At 63.1% G+C, this 26,752-nt stretch carries 25 protein-coding genes and 1 pseudogene; 14 read left to right on the top strand and 12 right to left on the bottom strand.

Translation table 11 applies throughout. The features are described 5' to 3' along the window. Both AC2FM5_RS13180 and AC2FM5_RS13175 read right to left on the bottom strand, forming a co-directional pair. Positions 1 to 220, bottom strand: a pseudogene (locus tag AC2FM5_RS13180) (hypothetical protein); the annotation flags it as partial. Beyond that, positions 210 to 1,427, bottom strand: coding sequence for an ROK family protein (locus tag AC2FM5_RS13175; RefSeq protein WP_496736101.1), 1,218 nt, complete (start codon positions 1,425 to 1,427; stop codon positions 210 to 212). The pseudogene AC2FM5_RS13180 and the gene AC2FM5_RS13175, both read right to left, overlap by 11 nt. 151 nt (positions 1,428 to 1,578) lie before the next feature. On the opposite strand from AC2FM5_RS13175, the gene xylF reads away from it, so the two are divergent. The 4 genes from xylF (at position 1,579) to xylA (ending at position 6,080) form a co-directional block, all read left to right on the top strand. Then, the gene (gene xylF, locus AC2FM5_RS13170; protein WP_170365098.1) at positions 1,579 to 2,598 is read left to right on the top strand and encodes a D-xylose ABC transporter substrate-binding protein; all 1,020 of its coding nucleotides are present in this window, start codon (positions 1,579 to 1,581) and stop codon (positions 2,596 to 2,598) included. Between the two features lie 63 nt (positions 2,599 to 2,661). Then, positions 2,662 to 3,960 (top strand): sugar ABC transporter permease, encoded by a 1,299-nt coding sequence (locus tag AC2FM5_RS13165; protein ID WP_170339578.1) that lies wholly within the window; start codon positions 2,662 to 2,664, stop codon positions 3,958 to 3,960. A 71-nt stretch (positions 3,961 to 4,031) separates the two neighbouring features. Further along, positions 4,032 to 4,763, top strand: coding sequence for an ATP-binding cassette domain-containing protein (locus tag AC2FM5_RS13160; RefSeq protein ID WP_093965003.1), 732 nt, complete (start codon positions 4,032 to 4,034; stop codon positions 4,761 to 4,763). Between the two features lie 9 nt (positions 4,764 to 4,772). Further along, entirely contained in the window at positions 4,773 to 6,080 is a 1,308-nt protein-coding gene (gene xylA, locus AC2FM5_RS13155; RefSeq protein ID WP_496736098.1) for a xylose isomerase, read from the top strand. Positions 6,081 to 6,252: 172 nt separating this feature from the next. Here the strand turns inward: xylA and AC2FM5_RS13150 are convergent, their stop codons facing one another. Beyond that, positions 6,253 to 7,062: a glutathione S-transferase family protein gene (locus AC2FM5_RS13150; protein WP_170339582.1), complete on the bottom strand. Its 810-nt coding sequence runs from the start codon at positions 7,060 to 7,062 to the stop codon at positions 6,253 to 6,255. 5 nt (positions 7,063 to 7,067) lie between these two features. Then, the gene (locus tag AC2FM5_RS13145; protein WP_496736096.1) at positions 7,068 to 7,511 is read right to left on the bottom strand and encodes a cupin domain-containing protein; all 444 of its coding nucleotides are present in this window, start codon (positions 7,509 to 7,511) and stop codon (positions 7,068 to 7,070) included. Between the two features lie 111 nt (positions 7,512 to 7,622). On the opposite strand from AC2FM5_RS13145, the gene AC2FM5_RS13140 reads away from it, so the two are divergent. Beyond that, the gene (locus AC2FM5_RS13140) at positions 7,623 to 8,552 is read left to right on the top strand and encodes a LysR family transcriptional regulator (protein WP_496736094.1); all 930 of its coding nucleotides are present in this window, start codon (positions 7,623 to 7,625) and stop codon (positions 8,550 to 8,552) included. A 23-nt stretch (positions 8,553 to 8,575) separates the two neighbouring features. Here AC2FM5_RS13140 and AC2FM5_RS13135 read toward each other — a convergent pair whose 3' ends face one another. Genes AC2FM5_RS13135 through AC2FM5_RS13110 form a run of 6 tightly spaced genes read right to left on the bottom strand, consistent with a single transcriptional unit; the run spans position 8,576 to position 13,179 of the window. Beyond that, on the bottom strand, positions 8,576 to 9,316 hold the full coding sequence (locus AC2FM5_RS13135) for an energy transducer TonB (protein ID WP_496736092.1): 741 nt from the start codon (positions 9,314 to 9,316) through the stop codon (positions 8,576 to 8,578). Further along, entirely contained in the window at positions 9,313 to 9,708 is a 396-nt protein-coding gene (locus AC2FM5_RS13130) for an ExbD/TolR family protein (protein WP_496736090.1), read from the bottom strand. The genes AC2FM5_RS13135 and AC2FM5_RS13130 overlap by 4 nt, the downstream gene beginning before the upstream one ends. After that, positions 9,705 to 10,076, bottom strand: a complete 372-nt coding sequence (locus tag AC2FM5_RS13125; RefSeq protein ID WP_496736088.1) for a biopolymer transporter ExbD — start codon at positions 10,074 to 10,076, stop codon at positions 9,705 to 9,707. Before AC2FM5_RS13125 ends, AC2FM5_RS13130 begins: the two co-directional genes overlap by 4 nt. Then, positions 10,066 to 10,731 carry a MotA/TolQ/ExbB proton channel family protein gene (locus AC2FM5_RS13120; protein ID WP_496736086.1) on the bottom strand — a complete coding sequence of 222 codons (666 nt, stop codon included), beginning with the start codon at positions 10,729 to 10,731 and terminating at the stop codon, positions 10,066 to 10,068. The genes AC2FM5_RS13125 and AC2FM5_RS13120 overlap by 11 nt, the downstream gene beginning before the upstream one ends. A gap of 4 nt (positions 10,732 to 10,735) precedes the next feature. Beyond that, positions 10,736 to 11,182, bottom strand: coding sequence for a hypothetical protein (locus tag AC2FM5_RS13115; protein ID WP_496736082.1), 447 nt, complete (start codon positions 11,180 to 11,182; stop codon positions 10,736 to 10,738). A gap of 23 nt (positions 11,183 to 11,205) precedes the next feature. Further along, positions 11,206 to 13,179, bottom strand: coding sequence for a TonB-dependent receptor domain-containing protein (locus AC2FM5_RS13110; protein ID WP_496736080.1), 1,974 nt, complete (start codon positions 13,177 to 13,179; stop codon positions 11,206 to 11,208). Between the two features lie 298 nt (positions 13,180 to 13,477). Between AC2FM5_RS13110 and AC2FM5_RS13105 the strand changes: the two genes are divergently transcribed. From AC2FM5_RS13105 to AC2FM5_RS13070, 8 genes are all read left to right on the top strand, one after another. Continuing rightward, the gene (locus AC2FM5_RS13105; RefSeq protein ID WP_496736078.1) at positions 13,478 to 14,530 is read left to right on the top strand and encodes a hemin-degrading factor; all 1,053 of its coding nucleotides are present in this window, start codon (positions 13,478 to 13,480) and stop codon (positions 14,528 to 14,530) included. Beyond that, the gene (locus AC2FM5_RS13100) at positions 14,530 to 15,378 is read left to right on the top strand and encodes a heme/hemin ABC transporter substrate-binding protein (protein WP_496736075.1); all 849 of its coding nucleotides are present in this window, start codon (positions 14,530 to 14,532) and stop codon (positions 15,376 to 15,378) included. Before AC2FM5_RS13105 ends, AC2FM5_RS13100 begins: the two co-directional genes overlap by 1 nt. Beyond that, the gene (locus tag AC2FM5_RS13095) at positions 15,375 to 16,448 is read left to right on the top strand and encodes a FecCD family ABC transporter permease (RefSeq protein ID WP_496736069.1); all 1,074 of its coding nucleotides are present in this window, start codon (positions 15,375 to 15,377) and stop codon (positions 16,446 to 16,448) included. Before AC2FM5_RS13100 ends, AC2FM5_RS13095 begins: the two co-directional genes overlap by 4 nt. After that, positions 16,449 to 17,225 (top strand): heme ABC transporter ATP-binding protein, encoded by a 777-nt coding sequence (locus AC2FM5_RS13090; protein ID WP_496736067.1) that lies wholly within the window; start codon positions 16,449 to 16,451, stop codon positions 17,223 to 17,225. It abuts the gene before it with no gap. 347 nt (positions 17,226 to 17,572) lie between these two features. After that, entirely contained in the window at positions 17,573 to 18,523 is a 951-nt protein-coding gene (locus AC2FM5_RS13085; protein ID WP_170356986.1) for an ABC transporter substrate-binding protein, read from the top strand. Positions 18,524 to 18,607: 84 nt separating this feature from the next. Then, a complete protein-coding gene (locus AC2FM5_RS13080; RefSeq protein ID WP_170339611.1) occupies positions 18,608 to 19,645 on the top strand; it encodes a quaternary amine ABC transporter ATP-binding protein in 1,038 nt (345 codons plus the stop codon). Further along, positions 19,638 to 21,227 carry an ABC transporter permease gene (locus AC2FM5_RS13075; protein WP_496736064.1) on the top strand — a complete coding sequence of 530 codons (1,590 nt, stop codon included), beginning with the start codon at positions 19,638 to 19,640 and terminating at the stop codon, positions 21,225 to 21,227. Before AC2FM5_RS13080 ends, AC2FM5_RS13075 begins: the two co-directional genes overlap by 8 nt. Positions 21,228 to 21,288: 61 nt before the next feature. Next, complete coding sequence (locus tag AC2FM5_RS13070; protein WP_496736062.1) at positions 21,289 to 22,269, top strand: arginase family protein; 981 nt, start codon at positions 21,289 to 21,291, stop codon at positions 22,267 to 22,269. On the opposite strand, the gene AC2FM5_RS13065 is transcribed toward AC2FM5_RS13070, so the two are convergent. After that, complete coding sequence (locus AC2FM5_RS13065) at positions 22,266 to 23,234, bottom strand: agmatinase (RefSeq protein ID WP_496736060.1); 969 nt, start codon at positions 23,232 to 23,234, stop codon at positions 22,266 to 22,268. The two genes, AC2FM5_RS13070 and AC2FM5_RS13065, sit on opposite strands and share 4 nt — an antisense overlap. An 83-nt stretch (positions 23,235 to 23,317) precedes the next feature. Beyond that, entirely contained in the window at positions 23,318 to 24,865 is a 1,548-nt protein-coding gene (locus tag AC2FM5_RS13060; protein ID WP_496736058.1) for a trimethylamine methyltransferase family protein, read from the bottom strand. Positions 24,866 to 25,020: 155 nt separating this feature from the next. Here AC2FM5_RS13060 and AC2FM5_RS13055 point away from each other — a divergent pair. Then, positions 25,021 to 26,752, top strand: a 1,732-nt coding sequence (locus tag AC2FM5_RS13055; protein WP_496736057.1) for an FAD-dependent oxidoreductase, incomplete at its 3' end; no start/stop codon positions are given.

The raw sequence follows: 26,752 nt of genomic DNA, 5'->3' as shown, positions 1-26,752 counted from the left end.
TGTTTCGGAACAGCTGCGATGGGTTCGCCCCACCAGCAAGGAAGAGTTCCGGCAAGCCGTCCCCGCTGCAGTCGAAAACCGCGACACCGCCACCCACGAAATGCTCCCAACCGCCGTCATAGACATGAGAGGGAACATCGATCGGTTGATACCGGGGGATGGCAGGATCGGCACTGGCGGTCGTGGCGAGGGCAGCCACCAAGGCGAGTTCAGCTCGCATGGGCTGCGATCTCCAGCACCTTCAGGATCGACACTTGTTCGATCCCGTAGGCCGCCGCGCCCTTGGCCCACATGAGGTCGCCCCAATGATGCACCTTGATCTCGGGCAGGGCGGTGTCGACATTCACCACTCCGTTTCGAATGCGCGCCATCACGTCGTCCGAACACAGGTGCTCAAAGCTGACCTGGGCTCCGGACAGAATGATGCAATCTGGGGCAAACAGATTGATGAGGTTGGACAGGCCCAAGCCGAACATCTGGCCCGCGCGAGCCAGAACGGAAATCGCCCGTTGGTCTCCGGCGTGCGCGCGGTCGTGAATGTCGGATACGGTTTCCAACGCGCTGCTTTGCCCGGCGACCGTCATTTCTCGGATCAAAGCATAGTCGCCGACATAGGCCTCGAGGCATCCCCGTTGCCCGCATTGGCACAGCGCCCCGTCCAACTGGACCTTGGCGTGCCCGAATTCGGCCCCGCATCCGTGGTTGCCCCGGAACAGCTTGCCGTCCAGAACAATGCCCAATCCGACACCGTGCTCGATCGTGACGACAAGAAAGTTCGACAGGCCCTTGCCCAGCCCGAACAGCTGTTCGGCCTTGGCCACCAGGTTTGCATCGTTTTCGATGAAGGCCGGGCAGGGCAGGCCTTCGTCCAGAAACGCGGCGAAGTTCACATTGCGCTCGGTGATCGAAGATGACCAGTGCACGAAATTCCTCTCGGCATCGACCAAACCGGCGATGCCTATGGAAACACCTGAAAGCCCGTCGATCGTGCGGTCGATCTTTGCGCAGGTCTCCTCAAGCGCAAGGCGCACGGTGCGGACGAAATCGCGCGGTGACATCCTGGCATCTAGCAGGGCGTACATGTGCGAGGTGACTTCGTTGCCTTCGAAATCGACCAGGATGACCGAGATGACCTGGCGCGCGACCTTGAGGCCCGCCACAAGATAGGAGGGCCCGTCCAGTTGCAGAAGAACCGGCGGCCGCCCGCGTTTGGCCGATTTGGAGTGGGCCTCGCCTTCGGTCTCTCGGACCAGGCCGGCGGAAATCAGGTCAGCGGTTGCGGCGGTTACGGTGGCCGGGCTGGTCTGCAGGGCCGATGCGATGTCGATCCGCGAAATCGACCCCTTGGTCCGGATATGTTCCAACACCCGCAGGCGCGTGGCATTCCGTTGGTCCAGCGAGTTTTGAGAAGCCTTGCTTTTTAGCATCTTGTCTCCGCGAATCTTCTTTAGGCCTCAATCTATTGGGATTTGGGACCCACGAACAGAGTAAATATTTTACCCGCTGAAATAAATATGATACGCAGAAATACGAGGGCCGCGAATCATGACGCGATGGCCCCATCAACGGGAGGAAATCATGAAACGAATTCTCAGCTTTTCAGCTGCTGTTGCCATGGTTGGCTCGGCTGTCTTTGCCGAGCCGGTTGTCGGCGTAAGCTGGTCCAACTTTCAGGAAGAGCGCTGGAAGACGGACGAAGCGGCAATCAAGTCTGCGCTTGAGGCTGGTGGCGCCGAATATATCTCGGCGGACGCCCAGTCGTCCTCGGCCAAGCAGCTGTCCGACATCGAAAGCCTGATCGCACAGGGTGTGGACGCTCTGATCATTCTGGCGCAGGACGCGCAGGCCATCGGTCCGGCCGTACAGGCCGCCGCGGATGAGGGCATTCCCGTCATCGCCTACGACCGCCTGATCGAGGACGACCGCGCCTTCTACCTGACCTTCGACAATGTCGAAGTGGGACGCATGCAGGCGCGCGCCGTGTACGAGGCAATGCCGAAGGGCAACTACGTCATGATCAAGGGTTCGCCTACGGATCCGAACGCGGACTTCCTGCGCGGTGGTCAGCAGGAAGTCCTTCAGGCGGCGCTGGACAGCGGTGACATCGTGATCGTCGGTGAAGCCTATACCGATGGCTGGTTGCCCGCCAATGCGCAGCGGAACATGGAACAGATCCTGACCGCCAATGAAAACAAGGTCGATGCGGTTGTCGCGTCGAATGACGGGACCGCAGGTGGTGTTGTCGCGGCGCTGACTGCGCAGGGCATGGAAGGTATCCCAGTGTCGGGTCAGGATGGCGATCACGCCGCGCTGAACCGCGTGGCCTTGGGTACGCAGACCGTTTCCGTCTGGAAGGACGCCCGCGAACTGGGCAAGGCAGCCGGCGAGATTGCCGTTGCACTCAGCAGTGGCACCGACCCGTCGGAAATCGACGGAGTGGTCAGCTGGACCTCCCCGGGTGGAACGACGATGAATTCCGTCTTCCTCGCTCCGGTTCCGATTACCAAGGACAATCTGTCGGTTGTTGTGGATGCCGGATGGATCGCGCTGGAAGATCTGTGCCAAGGCGTCGAGAACGGCCCCGCACCCTGCAACTAAACTCCAAAGTCCCCGGCCTGCATGGGCGGGCCGGGGACGATTGCTGAATTTGAAAGATCGGAAATGACCGAAACTTCGTCTCAGCCGATACCTCAGAAAACCAAGCCAAGCCTGTTCCAACAGCTGGAACTGGACATGCGGCTTTTGGGTATGATCGGCGCATTCGTGATCCTGTGCATCGGGTTCAATATCGTCACTGACGGACGGTTCCTGACGCCCCGCAACCTCTTCAACCTGTCGATCCAATCGGTTTCGGTGGCGATCATGGCCTGCGGTATGGTGTTCATCATCGTAACCCGTCACATCGACCTGTCCGTTGGCGCTTTGCTGGCGACCACCTCGGCGGTGATGGCCATGACGCAGACCGAGTTGTTGCCGCGCGTGTTGGGGATGGGTCTGGACCATCCCGCCACCTGGATCATCACCATTCTGGTCGGTCTTGCCATCGGAACGCTGATCGGAGCGTTTCATGGCTGGATGGTCGGCTACCTGACCATTCCGGCGTTCATCGTGACTTTGGGTGGCTTTCTGGTCTGGCGCAACGTCGCTTGGTATCTGACAAGCGGGCAGACAATCGGGCCGCTGGACAGCAATTTCCTGATGTTCGGGGGAACGAACGGAACCTTGGGAACAACGGCAAGCTGGCTGTTCGGGTTGTTTGCGGCGGCCATTGCGATCTGGGCGCTGTGGGGCAGCCGCCGGGCCAAGGCGGCGCATGGCTTCCCGGTCAAACCCGTCTGGGCCGAGGCAACGCTCGCCGGGATCATTGCCGCAAGCATCCTGGGATACGTGTACATCCTGAACAGCTATGCCATTCCGACGCGCCGGTTGCAGCGTATGTTCGAAGCCCGCGGCGAGACGATGCCCGAGGGCCTGATCGTCGGATACGGCATCCCGATCTCGGTCCTGATCCTGATCATTGTCGCCGTGACCCTGACGGTCGTGGCCCGCAAAACCCGTTTTGGGCGCTATATCTTCGCGACCGGCGGCAACCCGGATGCCGCCGAGCTGTCGGGTATCAATACCCGCCTGCTGACCGTCAAGATCTTTGCGCTGATGGGTTTCCTGTGCGCGGTTTCGGCAGTGGTCGCCTCGGCGCGGCTGGCCAACCATTCCAATGACATCGGAACACTGGACGAACTGCGAGTGATTGCGGCTGCGGTCATTGGCGGAACCGCCCTGTCTGGCGGCATCGGCACCATCTATGGCGCGATTCTTGGTGCGTTGATCATGCAGGCGCTGCAGTCGGGCATGGCCATGGTCGGCGTGGATGCGCCGTTCCAGAACATCGTCGTCGGCAGCGTGCTGGTTCTGGCCGTCTATATCGACATCGTCTATCGCAAGCGATTGGGTGGAAAATGACGCAAGTGCAGGAAACTCAGAAAACGCCGCCGGCATCCGGTCGCGGTTCCGGGCAACCACCTCTGGTCGAGATGCGAGACATTTCGATCTCGTTCGGCGGGATCAAGGCCGTCGACCAGGTCTCGGTCGATCTGTATCCCGGCGAGGTGGTGGGATTGCTGGGGCACAACGGGGCTGGCAAATCGACGCTGATCAAGGTCCTGTCCGGAGCCTATCAGATGGACCACGGGCAGATCCTGATCGATGGCAAGCCGGTCGAGATCAACAATCCGCGCGACGCGCGGGCCAACAATATCGAGACAATCTACCAGACCTTGGCCCTGGCCGACAATCTGGACGCCACCTCGAACCTGTTCCTGGGACGCGAAATGACTACGCCTTTCGGTCTGGTCAACGACGCGGCGATGGAGGCCGAATGCCGTAAGATCATGGCGCAGCTGAACCCCAACTTTCAGAAGTTCAACGATCCGGTTTCGGCTCTGTCCGGTGGCCAGAGACAGTCGGTGGCCATCGCGCGGGCTGTCTATTTCAACGCCCGCATCCTGATCATGGACGAACCGACGGCCGCCTTGGGCCCGCACGAGACGCAGATGGTGGCCGATCTGATTCACCAGCTCAAGGCGCAGGGGATCGGAATTTTCCTGATAGACCATGATGTCCATGCGGTCATGGATTTGTGCGATCGGGCCTCGGTCATGAAGAACGGCAAGCTGGTCGGCACGGTCGATATCGCGGACGTGACCGACGACGATCTGCTGTCGATGATCATTCTGGGCAAGCAGCCCGGTCAAAACTCGGAATAGGGGGCAGGTATGACAAGCGGTTTCTTCGAGGGTATCGAAAAGGTCCGGTACGAAGGCGTAGACAGTCGGAACCCGCTGGCGTTCCGTCACTATGACCCGGACGAAGTGGTGTTGGGCAAGCGCATGGAGGACCATCTGCGCTTTGCCGTCGCCTGGTGGCACTCTTTCGCATGGGAGGGCGGAGACCCGTTCGGTGGTCCGACCCTTGTCCGCCCGTGGCACCCGCAAGATGACATGGGACGCGCCAGGATGAAGGCCGATGTCGCCTTTGAGATGTTTGAAATACTGGGTCAGCCCTATTTCTGCTGGCACGACGCGGATATTCGCCCCGAACAGGGCAGCTTTGCCAAAAACCTCCGCACGCTCGAGGAAATCACCGACTATATCGGTGAAAAGATGCAGGCGTCGGGAACCAAGCTGCTTTGGGGGACCGCCAACATGTTCAGCCATCGCCGCTGGATGGGGGGTGCCAGCACGAACCCTGATCCGGACGTCTTTGCCTTTGCCGCAGCAACCGTGAAATCCTGTATGGATGCGACCCACAAGCTGGGCGGCGAGAACTATGTGTTGTGGGGCGGGCGCGAAGGCTACGAGACGTTGCTGAACACCGATCTGGGGCTGGAACTGGACCATATGGGACGGTTCCTGAACATGGTGGTCGACTACAAGCACAAGATCGGGTTCAAGGGCACCATCCTGGTCGAGCCGAAGCCACAGGAACCCTCCAAGCACCAGTACGACTACGACGCCGCAACCTGCATCGGGTTTCTCAGGAAATACGGGCTGGAAGACGAAGTGAAGCTGAACCTGGAACAGGGCCACGCGATCCTGGCTGGCCACAGCTTTGAACATGAGATCGCCGTGGCGGCGGCCGAGGGTATGCTGGGTTCGATCGACATGAACCGGAACGATTATCAATCTGGATGGGACACCGACCAGTTTCCCAACAACGTGCCCGAAGTCGCGTTGGCCTACTACTACATCCTCAAGGCCGGAGGGTTTTCGACCGGGGGCACGAATTTCGACGCCAAGATCCGCCGCCAGTCGATCGACCCCGAGGATCTTGTCGCGGCGCATGTGGGCGGCATGGACGTCTGTGCCCGCGGGTTGAAGGCCGCCGCCGCGATGATCGAGGATGGCGGGCTTGATGCCGCGTTGACCGACAGATACTCCGGATGGGGCAGCCCGGAGGCGCAATCCATGCTTGCCTCATCGCTGGATGAAATCGCGGCTCGAGTGTTGGCCGAAGGTATCAATCCCGAGCCTCGATCCGGAAGGCAGGAGCGCTTGGAGAACTACGTCAACAGGTTTGTCTGACGGCTAAAGGTTCAACGGTTCCGCGCCCGGAAGCCTAAGACTGGTTCGGTTTAATCAGCCGGTATTCATGACTTAAGACCGACTGTGCACCACCGGGCCATATTCGAATGCGTGTTGTGGGCGCCGGTCCTCCGCGGCGGGTGCCCCCGATCGACCCGCGTGCCTTCTGGCTTCAATCAGATGCCGGGACTACCAGCCCAAGTTCTTTGTCCGATGCCGTCCCGGCATATTTGTCCCGCGGTGGCATTGGCCTCGACTTCCAATGTGGCTCGAACGCAAAGCTCGACACTTTGCGGCCGCCCACCAACGCTCCGTTTCCGGCACCCAATGCATAGTCGTAGTAGAGTTTCACGATTTCGTCTTGTGTCACCTGCCCCGTGGCCTCATGGGCCATGCAGGCGGCTTTCCAGTTTCGGACTCTGTCGTACTCGCCGTTTTGCGGGAGTTCAAAGTCTTCGTAGTATTCCAGAAACCAGAAGCGCTGGAACATCGGTGTGAATACCGCCTCGGCCAACCCGAACTGATCGAACAGAAAAACACCGTTCGGGTTGTGGGTCAGAAGAAAGTCATTGAGGTCACGATAAAGCGCGAGCAGTTTTTCGTTGTGGGCATCTTTCTGCGCGGGGTCCTGGTTCATCACATAGACGTAGCCGGTCATCGTGAAGGCGCCCTCTTTGGCAATCAGCATCGACTCGACCGCATGCTCGGCCGGGTCGCTGCGCCGCAGCTTTGGCCCTTCGAGCATTTCATCGAGATAGCGCAGGATCACGAGGCTTTCCTTGATGATCTGCCCGTCCGGAGTCTCGAGAACCGGCAGAGCGGTCGTTCCGCGCGTTTTCTTCAGCAGCTCTGGATCGCGGGGTTTGGTGATGTCCACGACGCGGAACTCCACCCGGTCCCTCATCCCCCGCAACGCCAGCAGAATTTCAAGCCGCTGTGAAAAGGGACACACAGGAATATGATAGACGATGTGCTGGGTCATGACGTTCAATCCAATGGAGGGCCAGTAAATGACAGGTTGTACTTGGCGGCTACGGCCTCGATGTCCGGCATGTCTTCCGGAATTTTGTACTGGGCCGTTGCCATGGCGTGGAAAAAGCCCTCGAAACCTCCCGGTGTGAGAATGACAAGGTGACGGCTGGGCTCATCACCGATGACCTTGAACGTGTGTTCTTTTTCGCGGGGTATGAAGATGCTTTCGCCCGGGCCGACACGCGTTTCGACACCTTCGACCCAGACTTTGCAGACACCGGTCAAAATCACGAAGACTTCGTCTTCTGCCTGATGGATGTGCCGTGGCGGACCGCTTCCGACCGGCGAAAGGCTGTCTACAATCGACATGGCGCCCCCGGTTTCAGCGGGGTCCAGAATTGTTTTGTAACGAACGCCCTGCCATTCGAGCGTGGCGTCATCAACCAGATGATCATGCATCGCTTCTGTCCTTTGATCCGACATGAAACGAAAGCGCTTTCGGTACCTTACTTGTAGGCGCAAAAAACGGTATCAATCTAACGAAAGTTCATAATACACGGTATTACCGACATGAATTTCGCAACGCTTGATCTGAACCTGCTCCGTGTTCTTGATGCGATTCTGACGGCGGGGTCCACCACCAAGGCAGGGGAAAGACTTGGGGTCTCGCAATCCGCAGTGTCGAATGCGTTGAACCGCCTGCGGCACGCCTTGGGTGACGATCTGTTTGTGCGGCGGGGAAATCAGCTTGTCCCAACGGATTTTGCGGTTTCGATCAAGGACGGGCTGCGTGAGGAACTCAATCGACTGGAAAGTTTGCTGAGCCACAATGACGATTTCGACCCCAGGCAGGCATCCGAAACTTTCAAGATCGCGGCCAGCGACTTTTTCGCCGAGCTGCTGATGCCCGGTCTTGGGGGTGTTCTGAACCGCAAGGCTCCGAAGATGGTCGCGCAATTGGTGGATCTTGTTCCCGAGAACTATGTCGAGAGTATTGAGCGCTACAATGCTGATCTCGCGTTGATCCCGGATACAGATGCACCGGATTGGATCAGCAGAGAAGTGCTGTTCCGGTCGTCCTTCATGGTCGTCGGCCGCGTTGACAACCCATTCCTTGCACAGATCGAAGACGGCACCGAACTTCCGATGGAAACGTTCTGCGCCTTGTCGCATGTGCTGTTTTCACCCGAGGGCAAACTGGCGGCGATGGGTGATGCGGCTCTGGCGAAAGTTGGTCGGAAAAGGCACGTCGCGATGACCCTTCCGGTGTTTTCAGGGGTGTGCCGAGTGGTCAGTGCAAGCGATCTTGTGGCCTTTGTGCCTTCTCAGCTGGCCAGGAAGTTGGCGCCGGAGTTCGGCCTGAAGGTACTTGCCCCGCCGTTCGAAATCGAACCCGTCAACATCATAGCTATCTGGCACAGACGATCGGATGCAAATCCGATGGCAAAATGGATGCGGCAACAAGTGTTCGATCTGTTGAAGCCGCTGGACGCCAGGTAGCCGGACAAGCGCGGGTTGAGTTTCTATTTGCTGACGATTTCCACGGTATAGGCGCGCCGGGCCGAGGCCGGCGGCGGCGGGAAGGGCGCGGCGGCCCGGACCTGCGCCAGTGCGACCTGATCCAGCCGGGCCGAACCCGAGCTGCGGGCGACGCTGACCGACGCCAGCGCGCCGTTGTCGGCGATGCGAAGAGCCACCAGAACCGAGCCTTGGATATTCACGCTTTTGCGACGGGCGCGCAAAATCTTGCGCTTGACCAGACCGGCATAGGTGCTGGCCTCGGCATTTCCCTGTTCCTGCGCAGCGCGGTTCGTCCGTTTCGCCGAGGCCGCCCCGGTCACCGCCTTGCCGGTGGCGCTGCCCTTTTTTCGGCTGTCCGCGGCATTGCCGGTCGGGGTGGGTGGTTTTGGAGGCCGGGCCTGTTGAGGCTCGGGTTCTTGCAGGGTCGGCGTATGGGCGTTCTGCCGCTGGGCCGGGGCCTGCGCCTGCACCCTGATGGCCGTCTGCGCGCGCGCACTGTCCGCCGGGGCCTCTGGCGCGGTCTGTGCTGCGGAAACGGGTGACTGCTGCGCGGCCGCCGGGGGCGGGGCCACGGTTCCGGCCGCATGATCACGGAACGAGGACCCCAGCGCCGCAGGGGCAACCGCGCCACCGCCTTCGACGAAAACCGCCTCGTCCGTGTCGAATTTGAACAGGGCGGCGGCGTGGGCCGCGGCGGCCAGCACGACCAGCGCGGCGGCCATTATGCGGGATTGCGGGATCATGGCAGGCCCCGCTCGGTAACGACAAAGACCCGGTTGGCGCCCAGGGCCCGCAGGGCGTCGCTGATCTGTTTCAGCCGCTCCGCCGGCAAGGCCCGGTCGGGCACCAGCCGCACGGCGTCCAATGGCAGGTCGATCGAGGCGCGCTCGACATAGGCCGCTACGTCCGTCAGCTCGGCCCCGCGATATTCCAGCACGCCGTCGGCGCGGATGACCAGTGCATCCGGGGGCTCGCGCCCTTCAAGATCCGCCGCCCGCACCAATTGCACCGACTTGCCCAGGGGCGGCGCCAGCGTGCCCGCGATCATGAAGAAGACCAGCATCAGAAAGACCACGTTGATCAGGGCGATCGTCGGCTCGCGGCCGGGTTTCGTTTTGGGGGTCAGGCGGATCATCCGATGACCTGCGTGCTGAGCCGGGACACGGGCGCAAGGGCGGTCAGCAAGTCGATCAACTGCTGCGAGGTCGCCCCGCCGCCCAGGCTGATCAAGGCCAGCTGGTCGGTTCGGCCGTCGAACCGGGCGGCGATCGCGTCGGACGCGACTTCGGTGCCGTCGATCAGGATGCGGTCGCGCTCCAGCTTGATGAACCGGATGGGCCGCTGGGCCTGCGCCCCGCCCGCCGCGGCGGTGGTCAGCTCGATCTCGGCGTATTTCGAAAAGGTCGAGGTGAGCATGAAGAACAGCAGCAGCAGAAAGATGACATCGATCAGGGACGTCATCGAAAGGTGCCGGCGCCGCCTTTTGCGGGTTTCAAGCGCCATGGGCCAGCACCTCGGAGGACGGGATGGCCGGGCGTGACGCGGCGGCGTGGCCGGGGGCAAACACCGTGCGCAGGGCGCGGTTGGCAAAGACCCGTTCGCGGGTCATCCGCGCTTCGAACCAAGTCAGGACCAGCGAGGTGGGCATGGCCACGGCCAGCCCCGCGGCGGTCGTCATCAACGCAACCCAGATGCCGCCGGCCAGCAGCGCCGGATCCACCGCGTTGCCGGCCGCCTGAAGAGTGCGGAAGGCCTCGATCATGCCCAGCACGGTGCCGAACAGCCCCAGCAGCGGCGCAAGCTGCGAGACCATGTCCAGCACGTTCAGCCCGCGTTCCAGCCCGGCAAAACGCGCCTCGGCCTCGGCATCGGCGCGGTCCATCAGTTCCGGCCCGTGCCCCTCCAGCGCCATGGCGACCACCGGCGCCAGATAGCTGCGGCTTCGGTCCAGATGCGCGCGCGCGGTGGCCCGGTAGTTGCGGTCCCAGGCTTCGATGGCCTGCGACAGCTCGACATGCCGCCCGACCCCGGCGGCCTTGTACTGCCACAGCTTGTAGAGGATCAGCGCCATGGTCGCGACCGAGGTCGCGATCAGCACCGCCACGACCGGGCCGCCCAAGTCCAGAATTGCGGTCAGTCTTTGCAGAAACGCATCCATCGGATCATCCAATCAATTCGGTCTCAAGGCGGCTGCGCAGCGTCAGGCCGGACAGGCAGGCATCGGCCAGATCGCCGGGATAGGCGCAGTCCTGCACCCCGTTGATCAGGATCCGGCTGATCTGATTGCAGGCCAGACCGGCGAATTTGAACTGGCGCACGCGGGGCCGCCCGGCGGGCAGGTCCTGGAAATCCAGCAGCGTCAGCAGGGCCACTTCGCCTTGCGCGCCGAACAGCACCGTTTCGTAGACGGCGCCGCCGATATCGGCGGGGTGGGCGTTTTCGACCACGAAGCTCAGCAGGCAGCCCTGATCCTGGTCCACGGCCGAGCTGAGCTCTATCGTGACGCCGCCGGCGACCTGCGTGTTCTCGGCGCTGGCCAACCCCGCCCCCGCGATGGGGGGCAGGACCAGCAGGACCGCCGGAACAAGATTTTGCATGGCTTTTGTCATGACGGGTCCTTTCCGTGAGGGGTTCAGAAGGTCTTGGTTAGGGTCAGCTTGAAATTCCGGCCCGGCGAATTGCGGGTCGACAGGTTCGGCTGATAGGCCTTGTCGAAGATGTTCTCGATCCCGGCGCGCAGTTCGAACCCGGCCAGCGCCCCCTCTTGCGGCAGATAGGTTGCGCGCAGGGTGTTCACCCCGTATCCGCCCACCGGATCGCCCGAGGAATCGAGCCCCGACTTGGCGCCGAAGATCTCCCAGCTGACATCCAGGGTTTCACCGAACCGCTTGCCCAGGGTGATCCGCGCCGAGTCCGTGGGTTCGTTGCGCCACGGCGATCCGATGCCCGCCGCGCTGAATTCGGTGGCGCTGACGATGTTGGCGTTGAAATCGACGTAGAAGCCCGTGGCATGGACATAGGACGCCTCGATCTCGACGCCCTCGGTTTCGACCTTGGACAGGGGCAGGGACGGGGTGCCCGACACGTACGAGGTGATGTCCCACAGATCGGTGCTGTAGAGATTGACCTTGGCCCGCACAACGTCGCCGGCGGCGAAGATGTCGCCGCGGTCATAGGAAAAGCCGGCCTCCCAGGTGCGAGATTTCTCGGGCTGGGTCATGTACAGAGGTGTGCCCAGATCGTCGATGATCGGCAGGCTTTCAGTATAGGCCCCGCCCGCGAACACAGCGAAGCCGCTGGCGAATTCGTATCGGGCCGACAGGCCGCCCATCAGCGCGTCGTTGTCATAGCTGGCGTTGAAGGGCGCGGCCGCGTCGCCGTTGCCCTTGATGTCCTGCGTTTCATACCGCAGCGCGGGCGTGACCGTCAGCCGGTCGCCGAACTGGATGTCGTCAACGGCAAACAGCGCGACGCGACGGTCGGTGCCACCCGGCGCCGATGGGGCATCCAGCCGCTCGCGGTCGATGAATTCCACCCCGAACCGCAGATCATGCGACGCGGCCCCGGTCTGGAAATACGCGCTGTTCTTGATCGTCAGCTTGGTGGTTTCGTAATTGTGCGTGGCATCGGCCAGCGCCCGGATGCCGGGGAAGAAGGGCGTTCCCTCCAGGCTGGACGAACCGGGCACATAGCTGCTGTCGATGGACTGCTCGGAATAGCTGAGATTGACGTCCAGATCGACCAGATCGTTGCCGGCCGGCCGGTACTGATAACGCAGAACGGCGATCCGGGTTTCTATGTCGCGGTCCACGTTGCCAAAGGCGTCCGCCGTCGTACCGAAGGAATCATAGGACACGTCGCGCTCTTCCGAGGTGGACTGGTTCCAGGACGCGGTGATCGAATGTTCAAGGTTGTCGCCAAAGCTGTATTTCCCTTTGGCCAGCAGCGACGGCAGGGTAAAGGCGCTGTTGCCGATCGTGTTGCCGTTCCCGTCCTTCTGATCGCTTTGGTCGCGATAGGTATAGTTGAACAGGAATTCGGTCTGCCGGTTGGGTTGCCACGCCAGGATCGACGACGAGGCAAAGCCGTTGCCGTTGGAATACCCCTCGAGCGTCTGGCGGAAGCGGAACCCCGGCTCGCCGCCGGTGAAGTCCGACGCGTCCTTGGTTTCCAGCTGAACCACGCCGCCGACGACGCCCGAGCCGTATTCGAAGGACCCGACCGTGCCGCGGATGACCGAGACGCTTTTGTACAGCTGCGGATCGGTGAACAGCTGGTTGCCGATCCGGTACAGCTCTTCCGCGCCGGTGGTGGCGCCGTCGACCAGGATCAGAACCTTCTGGTCGGTGCCGAAGGTGCCGTTGGCCCCGTATCCGCGGATGTTGATGCCCGATCCTTGCGGGGTCGAGCCGTTCACCAAGGTGACGCCGGGAACCGAATCGATCAGCTCGGCCACCGTGTTGGCCTGACGGTCGTTGATCTCTTCCTGGTCGATATTCGTGACCGGAACCGCGGTGCCGGTCTGGATCTCGCGTTTGCTTTCGCCCAGTTCCAGGGTCCCGAGGAACCCGTCATCCTGTTCCTGCGCCCAAACCATGGACGCCATCAAACCAAGGCAAGAGGCAGTCCCAAGCAGGCCTGCAATATGAGTACGCGCACGCATTTCTGTCCCTTCGAAACAAGTGTGAGGACCGGAGATGCTTGCAGTTCGCTGGCGCTGGTCAGTTTTTTTTCAGTTTTTTGGAATCGCCTGTTCGCGGCGACTTGTGCTCGTTAATAAAGGTGACTAAAACAGTCAACATAATTTCGTGCCTGTAATTTCGGCACTGCCAGCAGGGCGCTGTTTGCGATCAGCACCTGGGCCAGCACCCCCTTGGAACCACGAAGAAGACGGGAAACCCGCTATGGAACAGGTGCTTATGGCTCCTCAGGATATTCGTGCTGCCTATGCGCAGAAGACAGGCCAGCGAGACCGCGATTTCGCGGAAACGCTGGGGTTGAGCGAGGGCCAGCTGGTCGCGGCCTTTGCCGGGCAGGGCGTAACGCGGCTGAACCCCGGCCTTGACGGGCTGTTCGGCCAGTTGGCCGGTTTGGGCGAGGTCATGGCGCTGACGCGCAACCCGTCCTGCGTGATCGAAAAGATCGGGCGATACGACAATTACCATAGCGGCCAGCATGCCGCGATGGTGCTGACCGAAGAGATCGACCTGCGCATGTTCCCCGCGCAATGGCACCATGTCTTTGCCGTCGAGTGGGAAACCGAGGCCGGTCTGCGCCGCTCGATCCAGGTGTTCGATGCGGCCGGGGACGCGGTTCACAAGATCATCCTGCGCGATGGCTCGGACCTGGGCCACTGGGACAGTTTGGTTCGGACACTGGCCGCCGAGGATCAAGGCCAGACGATGACGGTCGCGCCGCGTAAACCGGCCGAAGCGCCCAAGGCCAATGCCGACAAGGCCGACGCCCTGCGCCGCGAATGGGCAAAGATGACGGACACGCACCAGTTCCTGCGCCTGACCTCCAAGCTCAAGATGAACCGGCTGGGCGCCTATCGCATCGCGGGCGAACCGCTGGCCCGCGCGGTTGATCCCGCGGCGGTCACAGGCCTGTTCGAACAGGTGCGGGACCTGCAGATCGAGGTGATGATCTTCGTCGGCAACCGCGGCTGCATCGAGATCCACGGCGGCCCGGTGCAAAATCTTCAGCAGATGGGGCCGTGGTTCAACGTGCTGGATCCGGGCTTCAACCTGCATCTGCGCAGCGATCACATCGCCGAGGTCTGGGCCGTCGACAAGCCGACCCAGCGCGGCCCGGCGATCTCGGTCGAGGCTTTCGACGCGGACGGCGCCCTGATCCTGCAGATCTTCGGGCGCCGCACCGGCGAGGCCGATCATCGCCCTGCCTGGGACGCGCTGGTGGCCGCGCTGCCCGGCCCGGCCGATACCGGAGCGGCATGATGCGGCGCCTGGTGACACTCTGCGCGGCATTGCTGGTTTCGGCGGCGGCCGCGCAGGCCGAGAGCAAACGCGTGATCGCCATCGGAAGCTCGCTGACCGAGATCGTCCATGCCCTGGGCCAGCAGCACCGGCTGGTCGGCCGTGACCGCAGTTCGACCTGGCCGCCCGAGGCGGCGGATCTGCCCGATGTCGGGTATCGCCGGGCCCTGTCGCCCGAGGGCGTGCTGTCGGTTGCCCCCGACCTGATCCTTGCGCTCGAAGGGTCGGGCCCGCCCGAGACCATCGCTGTGCTGCAGGAGGCCGGCGTGGATTACGTCACCATTGCCGACGAATTCTCGCGCGATGGCGTCATCGACAAGATCCGCGCCGTGGGGGCCGCGCTGGGGGCCGAGGCCGAGGCCGAAACCCTGGCGGCCGAAACCGCGCGCCGGCTGGACCGGGCGCTGGCCGAGGCCTCCGCCGCGCAGGGTGCGCCGGTGAAGGTGCTGTTCCTGCTTTCGGCACGGGGCGGCGAGTTTGTCGTCGGCGGGGCCGATACCCAGGCCGACACCATCATCCGCATGGCCGGAGGCAAAAACGCGGCCGCCGATGTGACGGGTTTCAAGACGATGACGCCCGAAGCCATGGCCGCCACCGCGCCGGACGTGATCCTGATGATGGAGCGTCAGGGCGGGCCGATCCTCTCGGAGGAAGAGCTGTTCGCGCTGCCCGCGGTCCGGCTGACCCAGGCGGGGCGGAACCGGGCGCTGATCCGGATGCCCGGCACCTATCTGCTGGGCTTCGGCCCGCGCACCGCCGACGCGGTCATGGATCTGTCGGCCGCATTGCGGGGCGTCCGGGGCTCATGACGCTGGCACTGGACAACGGCGCGCCCCCGACCGCCGCGGCCCGCAGGTCGCGGGCGGCATGGGTCACCCTGGCCCTGGTCGGCCTTCTGGCCGTGACCAGCGTGGCCAGCATCTCGGTCGGCGCGTCCGAGGCCTCGTTGAAGATGGCCGTGTCGGATCTGCTGCATGGCCGAGGCCTGTCGGATCTGAACCGGATCGTGCTGTGGGACATCCGTCTGCCGCGACTGGCGATGGGCATCCTGGTCGGGGCGGCGCTGGCGGTGTCGGGCGTGGTGATGCAGGGGCTGTTCCGCAACCCGCTGGCGGATCCGGGCATCGTCGGCGTCAGCGCGGGGGCTGGGCTGGGCGCGATCACAGCCATCGTCTTCGGCAACCTACTGCCCGCCGCCGTTCTGGCCTGGGTCGGCAGTGGTCTGGTCGCGGTTGCCGCCTTTCTGGGCGGCTGGGCGTCGGTCCTGATCCTTTATCGCGTTTCGACGCGCCAGGGGCAGACCTCGGTCGCCACGATGCTGCTGGCCGGCATCGCCCTGGCCGCCCTGTCGGGCGCGGTGTCGGGGGTCGTGGTGTATATCGCCGACGATCAGCAGCTGCGCGATCTGACCTTCTGGGGCATGGGGTCGCTGGCCGGCGCGACCTGGACCAAGGTCGCCACCGCCACGCCCTTGATCCTGGCGTCGATCCTGTGCGCGCAGCGTCTGGCCCGCGCCCTGAACGGCCTGGCCATGGGCGAAGCGGTGGCGCATCACATCGGCATTCCGGTGCAACGCAGCAAGAACATCGCGATCCTGACGGTGGCCGCCGCCACCGGCGCGGCCGTGGCCGTGTCGGGCGGGATCGGGTTCATCGGCATCGTCGTGCCGCATCTGCTGCGGCTGGGCACCGGCCCCGATCACCATCGGCTGCTTATGAATTCCGCCTTGCTGGGCGCCGCCCTGTTGCTGGCCGCCGACATGATCGGCCGGGTGATCGTGGCCCCGGCCGAACTGCCGATAGGCATCGTCACGGCCATTCTGGGCGCGCCGGTGTTCTTCTGGATCCTGCTGCGCCGCCACGGATCGATGGGAATGTGAATGATGAAAGCTGAAAATGTCAGCGTCCGCATCGGGCGCAAGCAGATCCTGCGCGATGTGGATTTCCTGGCCGAACCCGGAGAGGTCACTGCGATCATCGGGCCCAACGGATCGGGCAAATCCACCTTGCTCAGGGCGCTGTCGGGCGACATCCCGCATACCGGCCGGATCACCTTGAACGGCCAGGACATCGCGGCCCTGCAGCCCTGGGAACTGGCGGCGACGCGGGGCGTTCTTCCGCAATCCTCGGCGGTCGCCTTTCCCTTTACCGCGCTGGAAGTCGTACGGCTGGGCCTGCCCGGTGGCCTGGCCGACGGCGACGACGCCTTGCCGCCGCGCGCGCTGGCGCATGTCGATCTTGCGGGGTTCGAGCCGCGCTCGTACCAGAACCTGTCCGGCGGTGAGCAGCAACGCGTGCAGCTTGCGCGCGTTCTGACCCAGGTCTGGAGCTCGGTGCGGCGCGACAGGCCGCGCTGGCTGTTGCTGGACGAACCCGTCGCCAGCCTGGACATCGCGCATCAGTTCACGGTTCTGCGCATCGCGCGCGAATTCGCCGATCAGGGCGGGGGCGTCGTGGTCGTGATGCATGACCTGAACCTGACCGCGTTGTTCGCCGACAAGGTCTGTGTTCTGTCGAACGGAGAGGTCTGGCGCACCGGGGCTGTTTCGGACGTCATGACCAACGAGGTGATGCGGCAGGTCTATGGCATAGATCTGCCGGTCAGCACGCTGCCGGCAACTGACGTTCCGTTTGTCTTGCCGCAGGCGCTGGTTTGAGGCCCAATCCCCACTGAACCAAACTGCATTGCAGCCAAATTTCATGCTGCAGGCGTACCAATCCAACGTACGGTCCCACGGGCTTCACCCCGACGCGTGGGACCGTTATTCGGAATTTAGCGAAACCATTTTGCGAGAATTTCGAAACCGTGACCCCGGTTCGAAGTTGCGCTTGATGGGTCAAACGGCAGGTGCTTCACTTTTTTCAGTGCGGGGCGTGTTCACATGCGAAACGCGCTCAATACACCCGAGACGCCGACCCGATCTCGACGATCAGGCCCGTCTGCCTGGTCGCTTTCGATCAACGAGAATCAGCGCCGAAGACGACCAACATGGAGAGATGCAACATGAACAAACTTGCTACGTTACTGGGGGGCGCATCGATGGCGGTCGCTGCCCCGGTTTTTGCTGCCGATATCGTGATCGGTGTGCCGAACTGGGCGTCGGTGAACGCCACCGCGCACATTCTTGAAGTCGTTATCGAAGAAAACCTTGGCCTTGATGTCGAATTGCAGAACGGCACCAACCCCATCGTCTTCGAAGCGATGGATTCCGGCGCGATGCACGTCCATCCGGAAGTCTGGATGCCGAACCAGCAGAACCTGCACGACACCTATGTCAAGCAGAACGGCACAGTCGTGATGAACGAGAACCCGGTTCAGGCCGAGCAGGGTATGTGCGTTCCGACCTACATTGCCGAGGAATATGACATCAAATCCATCGACGACCTGAGCGATCCGGACAAGATGGCCATCTTCGACACTGACGGAAACGGCACCCCGGAGGTCTGGATCGGCGCACCGGGCTGGGCGTCGACCGTGGTCGAGAAGATCCGCGCCAAGTCCTATGGCTATGACCAGATCTTCGAACTGACCGAGTACGAAGAAACCATCGCCTATGCCAACCTGGCAAACGCGACCAAGGCCGGCGATCCGTGGATCGGGTTCTGCTACAGCCCGCACTACATCTTCGTGACCCAGGATCTGACCGTGCTGGAAGAGCCGCCGCATGATCCGGCCACCTGGACGATCGTTCAGCCGACCGATGACCCGGACTGGCTGGACAAGTCCGAGGCCTCGACCGCGTGGAACGGGGCAACATTGCACCTGCACTACGCCAAAGAGCTTGAGGAAAATCACCCCGAGGTCGCGGCCCTGTTCCGCAACTACCAGATGCAGGGTGATGATCTGAGCGCGATGGGCAAGGCGCTGGCCGTGGACAACATGGAAGCAGCCGATTTCGCCCGCCAGTGGGTGGCTGAAAACGAAGACACCGTTATCGGCTGGCTGACGAACTAAATCACAAACGCATGGGGCCGTCGCGACTGATCGCGGCGGCCCTTTGCCTGTTTGCCGGGATGCAACCCCGTAGATGAGGGGCAAATGGACGAACCTGTCGTAAAACTAGAAAATGTCTGGAAAATTTTCGGCGCACGGGCCGAAGAAGCCATGGCTGCGGTCCGGAATGAAGGTATTGGAAAACCTGAAGTTCTTGAAAGATTCAATTGCGTGGTCGGCGTTCAAGGCGCCACGTTCGAAGTGCCGCGCGGCGAGATTTTTTGCATCATGGGCCTGTCGGGTTCAGGCAAGTCGACGCTTGTGCGCCATGTCAATCGCCTGATCGAGCCCACGGCCGGAAAGATCGAGATCATGGGGCAGGACGTGTCCAAGATCTCCGAGTCCGAGCTGCGTCGCATTCGCGCCCAGCAGATCGGGATGGTGTTCCAGCACATGGCGCTGATGCCGCACCGCTCGGTGCGCGACAACGTGGCCTATCCGCTTGAGATCCGCAAAGTCTCGAAATCCAAGCGCTGGGCGGTGTCCGATCATGCGCTGGGCCTGGTCGACCTGACCGGTTACGAGGACCGGCTGCCCAAGGAACTGTCGGGCGGGATGCAGCAGCGCGTGGGCATTGCGCGCGCGCTGGCCTCGGACCCTGAAATCCTGTTGATGGACGAACCGTTCTCGGCACTGGACCCGCTGATCCGGCTGCAATTGCAGGACCAGTTTAAGGCTCTGGTTGCGCAACTGAAAAAGACCACGCTGTTCATCACCCATGACCTGGACGAAGCGATCCGTATCGGCCACCGCATCGCCATCATGAAGGACGGTGTGATCGTCCAGATCGGCACGCCCGAGGACATCGTGATGAACCCGGCCGACGACTACGTGCGCGAGTTCGTGCAAGGCATATCCAAGCTTAAACTGGTCAAGGCACATTCGATCATGGAGCCGTTGGACAGTTATTCCGGCCCGCTGGATGGCGCGCCGCGTGCCGATGAGGGCGCAGACCTCGACCAGCTGATCGACCTGGCCGTGAACACCGAGCTTCCGGTGGTGATCACCGATGGCGGTCAGGATGTCGGCGTCGTGACCAAACCACGCCTGTTGCGCGGAATTCAGGGGGGCAAAAATGACTGATGCAACCACGGAATTGAAAGTCACGGCCGCCTCCGACATCGAGGTGGACCGCGAGGCGCTGGATCGGTCGATCCATGAATTCGCCGGCCCCAACGGTGACTATTATGTCAACGCCTTTCACAAGATCCACGACGCGACCAGTCCGATCCCGAATACGTTCAACCTGTGGGCGGCGGTGCTGGGGCCGTTCTGGTCCGCCTCGCGGGCGATCTGGGGAATGTTCTGGACCTTCCTGATCCTTGAGATCATCGCCTGGGTGCAGATCGGTCGCGGTGCCTGGGGTAACCCGGGGGCCGATCTGGCCGAACGCGCGGCCCGTCAGCAGGAACGCGCAAATGAGCTGCTGGCCCGCGCGGCGGATGTAACCGAGAAGGCAGACATAGACCGGTTCAACAAACTGGCCGCGAATATCCAGAAAGCGGCTGACAGCAGCCTTGAGAAAGCGCAGCTGGCACAGTCCGAAGCCCTGGGGATCATGGTCACCGGGCTTCTGATGCTGCTGGTTTTCAAGCTGGTTCAGGGGTTCTACGCTGACCGGGTGTACGAAAAACAGTACTCGAACTGGCGGATCAACCCCGACAACACCGAAAGCGGCCGCTCGACTCGGAACACGGTTCTGGGGGCAGTTCTGATCGCTGCGATCGGGCCGCTGATCGTTTACAAATTCACGGTGAATGCCTCGCTTCCGCTGCTGGATGCCTTCCCCGAGAAACAAGTCTCCGAGATGATACTCGGGCCTGATCAGGGAACACTGTTCTCGGTCGTGGCCAGCTGGATGGAGGCCCGGATCGACGCCGCAGCCGCCGCGGGCGGAGACATTTTCGACGGGATCGTTGCCGGTGTGCGCTCGGTTCTGGACGGGCTGACCGTGGCCCTGATCGGGTCGCCCTGGCCGGTGGTCATGCTGGTGATCTGCGTGACCGCGTGGCGCGCGGCGGGTCCGCGCGTGGCGATCTTCACCGCCGCGTCGTTGGCCTATATCGCGCTGCTGGGCTATTGGGACGTGGCGATGGAGACGGTGGCTTTGGTGGGCGCGGCCGTGCTGCTGTGCGTCACCTTCGGCATTCCGCTGGGCATCTGGTTCGGCAAATCCAAACGCGCCTATCGCGCGGCCGAGCCTGTGCTGGACCTGATGCAAACCCTGCCGGCCTTCGTCTACCTGATCCCGATCATCGCCTTCTTTGGCACCGGCAACCCGCCGGGCATCCTTGCTACGATCATCTTCGGCATGCCGCCGGTGATCCGCCTGACGGCGCTGGGCATGCGCGGGGTGCCGGAAAGCATCAAAGAGGCCGCCGTGGCCTTTGGCGCCTCGAAATGGCAGTTGCTGAAGGACGTGGAAATCCCGCTGGCGCTGCCGTCGATCATGACCGGCGTGAACCAGACCATCCTGATGTGTCTGTCGATGGTCGTGATCATCTCGCTGATCGGCGGCGGGGGTCTGGGCAAGGAAATCCTTGAGGCGCTGCAATACGCGGCCAAGGGGCCGGGCCTGCTGGGTGGCTTTGCGATCCTGTTCCTGGCCATGGTCATGGATCGCATCGTTCAGGGCGCCTTCCGACGCGAAGACGAAAAGATCTGACGCGACAGCCGCCCCCCGGGTCACCCGTGGGGGCGGTTTCATTTAAGGGCGGGGAGACATGATGGCGGACCGCTACGAACAATCCATGATGGACAACCTGTACTGGTGGGGCGTGCCGACCCTGTTCCGGTGCCCCCATGTGGGGCCGCAGGACCAGGATATCGCCCTTGTGGGCGTGCCGCATTCCGCCGGCAACGGCACCACCGAGCGCGACCAGCATCTGGGCCCGCGTGCGCTGCGTCATGTCTCCGCCGTGCAGCGCCGGGTGCATTCGCTGTTCCAGATCGATCCGTGGTCGAGCGCGCGCATTGCCGATGTTGGCGACGTGCCGTTCCCGCGCGCCAACGACAACGAGGATTGCATCGAGCGTATAACCGCCTTCTACCGTGACATCGACGCCGCCGGTGCGCGGCCCGTTTCGGTGGGCGGCGATCACTCGATCACGGGCGGGATCGTGCAGGCGCTGGGCCGAGGCGAACTGGCGGGCGGGCAACCGGTCAGCTTTCTGCATCTGGATGCGCATACGGATGTGTTCACCAAGGTCGATCATTTCCTGGGGGCCAAGAAGTCCGCCGCGCATTGGGGGGCTTACTTGGCCGATCAGGGGCAGGTGGACCCGACCCGGTCGATGCAGATCGGGTTGCGGGGGCATCCGCGCAGCCTGGACTGGCTGCAGCCTTCTTATGACTATGGCTACAACATCGTCACCATGCGCGAGTTCCGCCAGCGTGGCTTGGCCGATGTTGTCGCCCAAACGCGCAAGGTTCTGGGCGACCGGCCGGTCTACATCACCTTCGATCTCGACTGCCTTGACCCGACCATCGCGCCGGGCGTGTCGAACCTGGAACCCGGCGAAAAGGGGTTTGACATCGACGAGGCCGTGGGCATTCTGCATGCCGTGCGGGGGCTGAACATCGTCGGCGGCGATGTGGTCTGCATGATGCCGACCAAGGACAGCCCCAACAACATCACTGCGCTGACGGCGGCGGCGGTGATGTTCGAGATGATCTCGATGATCGCCGAGAACGTCGCGCGGGCCTAGCGCCGCGCGTCGATCGCCTGGGCCAGCACGCACAGCAGTTCGAACATCAGCGAAATGCCCAGCCACGCGGTGCCGCCCGCCGGGTCAAAGGGCGGCGAGACCTCGACCAGATCCGCGCCCACAAGGTTCAGACCTTCCAGCTTGCGAATGACCTGCTGGGCCTGAAAGCTGTTGGGGCCGCCGATCTCGGGCGTGCCGGTGCCGGGGGCATGGGTGGGGTCCACGAAATCGATGTCATAGGTGCAATAGCAGGGCGCGTCGCCGACGATCGCGCGGACCTCGGTCATGACATCGTCGATGCCGCGATCGAACAACTCTTCGATGCGAATGATGCGGATGCCCTGCGCCTCGCCCCATGCGATATCCTCGGTGTTGTAGGCGGTGCCGCGAATGCCCACCTGCACGAACCGTTCGGGATCGACCAATCCTTCCTCGACCGCGCGGCGGAACGGGGTGCCATGGGTGTATTTGTGCCCGCCGAAATAGCTGTCGAACAGGTCGGTATGGCTGTCGAACTGGATCAGCCCCAGCGGGCCGTCGCTGGCCAGCGCCCGCAGGACGGGCAGGGTGGTCAGGTGATCGCCGCCCGCCGTCAGGGGCACTATGCCGCGCAGCGTCAGGTCGGTGTAGAAGCGGGTGACGCGGTCCAGCGTATCCTCGATATCCACCGGGTTGGGCGGCACGTCGCCCAGGTCGGCACAGTTGACCAGCTCGAACGGGGCAACCCCGGTCACCGGGTTCATGGCGCGGATCATGGTGGATTGGTCGCGCAACTGCCGCGGCCCATGCCGCGCGCCGGGCCGGTTGGTGGTGCCCCCGTCCCAGGGGATGCCGACCAGCCCAAGCTCGACCAGATCGATCCGGTCGTCGTCCGAGGTCAGGGCCGGCAGACGCATGAAGGTGGGGACACCGGCAAAGCGGGCCAGCTCCATCGCCGAGACGGGTTGAAAGAACGCATTTGCCATGAGGCCCCCTGTGTCGTCGTTTACCCGAGCCTAGCGCCAAGCCCGCGTCAAAAACACCCGGTCCGCGACACAACGGCGTCGGATCAGGACAGAATCCGGAAATTGGCGCGGATCTCGGCCTCTTGTTCGGGGCTGAGGTATTGCGGGTGATGCGTGCGCAGGATTTTACGCGCGCGGTCGCGGGCGGTTGACCAGGCATCGCGGGCGCCGCTGTCCTGCCAGCTGCGCGGCTCGGCCCGGTCGGCAAGGGCGGGGTAGAAATAGTCGCGCTCCATCGCTGCATGGGTGTGGGCGCTGCCCAAGAAATGGCCCTCGCCCAGAACCGACTGGCAGATCGCGTAAAAGCCCAGGTTTTCTTCGGTCACCTCGATCCCGCGCAGGGCGCGATAGGTGTGCGAATGCATCTCGTCATCCAGAACGAACCCCTCGAAACTGACCCCCAGCAGCGAGGCCGTCATGCCCGAGCTTTCGTAGATCAGGTTGCCCCCGGCCAGCGCGGCGGCCAGCGAGGTGATGCCCTTTTCGGCGCCGTATTGCGCGTCGATGGCCTTGGCATCGGTCATCGAACAGGCCACGCCCGAGGGCAGCCCCAACCAGTTGGTAATCTGGGCCGAGGCCGCGTTCAGCACGGCGGTTTCGCCACTGCCGCCCGAAAACGCGCCGGTGCGCAGATCGATGATGAAGGGCCAGTTGGAAAACACCATGGGAAAGCCCGGCCGGATCGCGTTGACCATGACCAGGCTGGCCAGGGTTTCGGCCAGCGACTGGGCCAGAAACCCGGCCATGGTTGCGGGCGCGGTCGCCCCGGCTTGGGCTGCGGTGATGCAGGACATGGGGATGTTGTGCGCGATGCATTCATAGACCACGTCCACCGCATCTTCGCCGTACCGCAAGGGCGAGATCACCGGGCTGATATGCGCCTTCAGAAACGGGCGTTCCGCAAAGGCGCCCTGGCCTCCGGCGGCGATATCCAGCATCCGCACGATGGGCGCGACATGTTCAGCCAGCGTGAACGAGGTTGCCACCGGTTTGGTGGTATTCCGGATCAGCGCATACGCTGTATTCACGTCCAGATCGAAATTGTCCGGCACGTCGGTGGCGACGCAGCATCGGGTGAACCAGCTGACATTGGCCAGCGTGTCCTGAAGGCGGGTGAAGTCATGCAGGTCAGCCAGGGTCGACGGGCGATAGAGCCCGCTGTCCAGGTCCAGCGTCTGGACCGCCGCTCCGCCGGTGCCTAAATGCACGCGGTCGCCGCCCACCTCGATCGACCGGGCCGGGTCGCGCCCGTGCAGGGTAAACCGTTTGGCAGCCTGCCGGACCGCGCCTTCGACCATCGTGCGGGGAAAGACCAGCCGTCCCGGCGGGCCGGGCCGCGCGCCGGCGGCGATCAGGTCTTGTGCCAAACGGTCGGGCACCTCGCCCATGCCCAGCCTTTCCAGCAGGCGCAGGGCGGTGTCGTGGATCGCCGCGATCTCGGGCAAGGTCAGGGGTTTGTACTGCCCACCGGTCTGGCCGGGCGGGCAGGGGTCAAAGGCCGGTTTGGCCGCCCGTTGCGCCAGCCTGGCCCGCCGCCCGCCGCGTTTGCCCTGTTCTGGCATCTTCGAAGGCTCCCGATCCGATCCTGCCATGCAGAGTACGCGGCAACGCGGGGTGCGGCCAAAGCGGAAATGCCGTTTTGAGAAATCTCAATCCCCGTTTCGATTTTTCGGGACCGGCCACTGCGCCATTGCCCGCCCGCTGCGTCGTTCGGCAGGGTTCGGGGAATGTCAGAAGGAGCACACCCATGAAATCGCGCACCAAGGTCGTGGTGATCGGCGGCGGAATCGCTGGCTGTTCAACCTTGTATCACCTGACGCAGGAAGGCTGGAGCGACGTGGTACTGGTGGAGCGCAACGAGCTGACATCCGGCACCACATGGCATTCGGCCGCGCAGGTGACGAATTTCGGAATGAACCAGACGATGGTGGGGCTCAAGTCGCATTCGATCCGCCTGTACAAGGAACTGGCCGAGGACCCGGACTATCCAATCAACTACCATCATGGCGACGGTGGCATCCGGTTGGCCAATACCGAAACGCAGATGCAGGGCTATCGCCATTTCGCTTCGATGGCGCGGGGGATGGGCGTGCAGTTCGAGGTGATCGACGCCCAGGAATGCGCCCGTCGCCACCCGCTGATTTCCACCGACAATCTGTTGGGCGGGTTGTGGGATCCGCTGGACGGAGACATCGACCCCGCCCAGCTGTGTCAGGCGCTGGCGCGGCGGGCGCGCAAGGCCGGGGCCGAGGTCTATCGCAACGCGCCGGTCACGGCCCTGACCCAGCACAAGGATGACACCTGGACCGTTCATACCGAGCACGGCGACATCGACTGCGACATCGTGGTGAATGCCTGCGGGTACCGCGTGAACGAGGTGGGCGCGATGATGGGCGTACACCATCCCGTGGCCTCGATGGAGCACCAGTATTTCCTGACCGAGGAAATCCCCGCGATCCGCGATGCCGGCCACCGCATGCCGCTGCTGCGCTGCCCGATCAGCGACTATTATTGCCGGCAGGAAAAGAACGGGCTGCTGTTGGGCTTCTACGAACAGGACTGCAAGACCTGGGGCATGGACGGGATCGATCCGAACTTCGTCAACGCGCTGTGCCCGGACGATCTGGACCGGGTGACCGATGTGCTGGAAGGCGCGTTTGCCCGCATGCCCGCCCTGATGGAGGCCGGGATCCACACGGTCGTCAACGGCCCTATCACCTACACGATCGATGGTGCACCCCTGGTCGGGCGGATCCCCGGCAAGCGCAACGCATTCTGCATCATCGGCCTGCGGGCCGGGCTGGGTGAGGGGGGCGGCCACGGCTGGCTTCTGGCCCAGCAGATCGTGCATGGCGAGGCCTGCTATGACACCTGGTGCCTCGACCCGCGCCGGTTCGCCGGGCATGCCAATGTCGAGCTGACCGCGCTGAAGGCGATCGAGGATTACCAGAATGAGTTCCGCTTTCACTTTCCGCATGAACACCGCCCCGCCGGGCGGCCCGCCAAGACAACGCCGCTGACCCCGGTTTTGGCCGCCGAGGGCGCGGAATTTACCGTGGTGAATGGCTGGGAGCGGGTCGAGTACATCAAGCCCGCGCCCGATTTCACGCCGACACTCAGTTTCGATTTTGACGAAACATTCGACGTGATCGCCGCCGAGGTCGCCAATGTGCAGCAGAATGTCGGGCTGGCCGAGGTCAACGGGTTCAACCGGATCGAAATCACCGGTGCCGACCGGCATGCGTTCCTCGACCGGATGATCTGCGGCGCGCTGCCCCGTCGCCCGGGTCGGGTGGGGTTGGCCTATCTTCTGAATCACAAGGGCATGGTCAAGGCCGAGGCGACCATTGCCAATCTGCCCGCCAGTGACCGGGGGCCGGATCGGGTTTGGTACGGCTCGGCCGCAGCGGCCGAACTGCATGACATGGATTGGCTGTCCCGGCACATCGCCCCCGACGAGGACGTGCAGTTGCGTAGCC

This window comes from Ruegeria sp. BHSA162 (genome assembly GCF_059613385.1).
The sequence above is the reverse complement of the archived record's forward strand: the minus strand, read 5'-3'. Positions and strand labels throughout refer to the sequence as shown.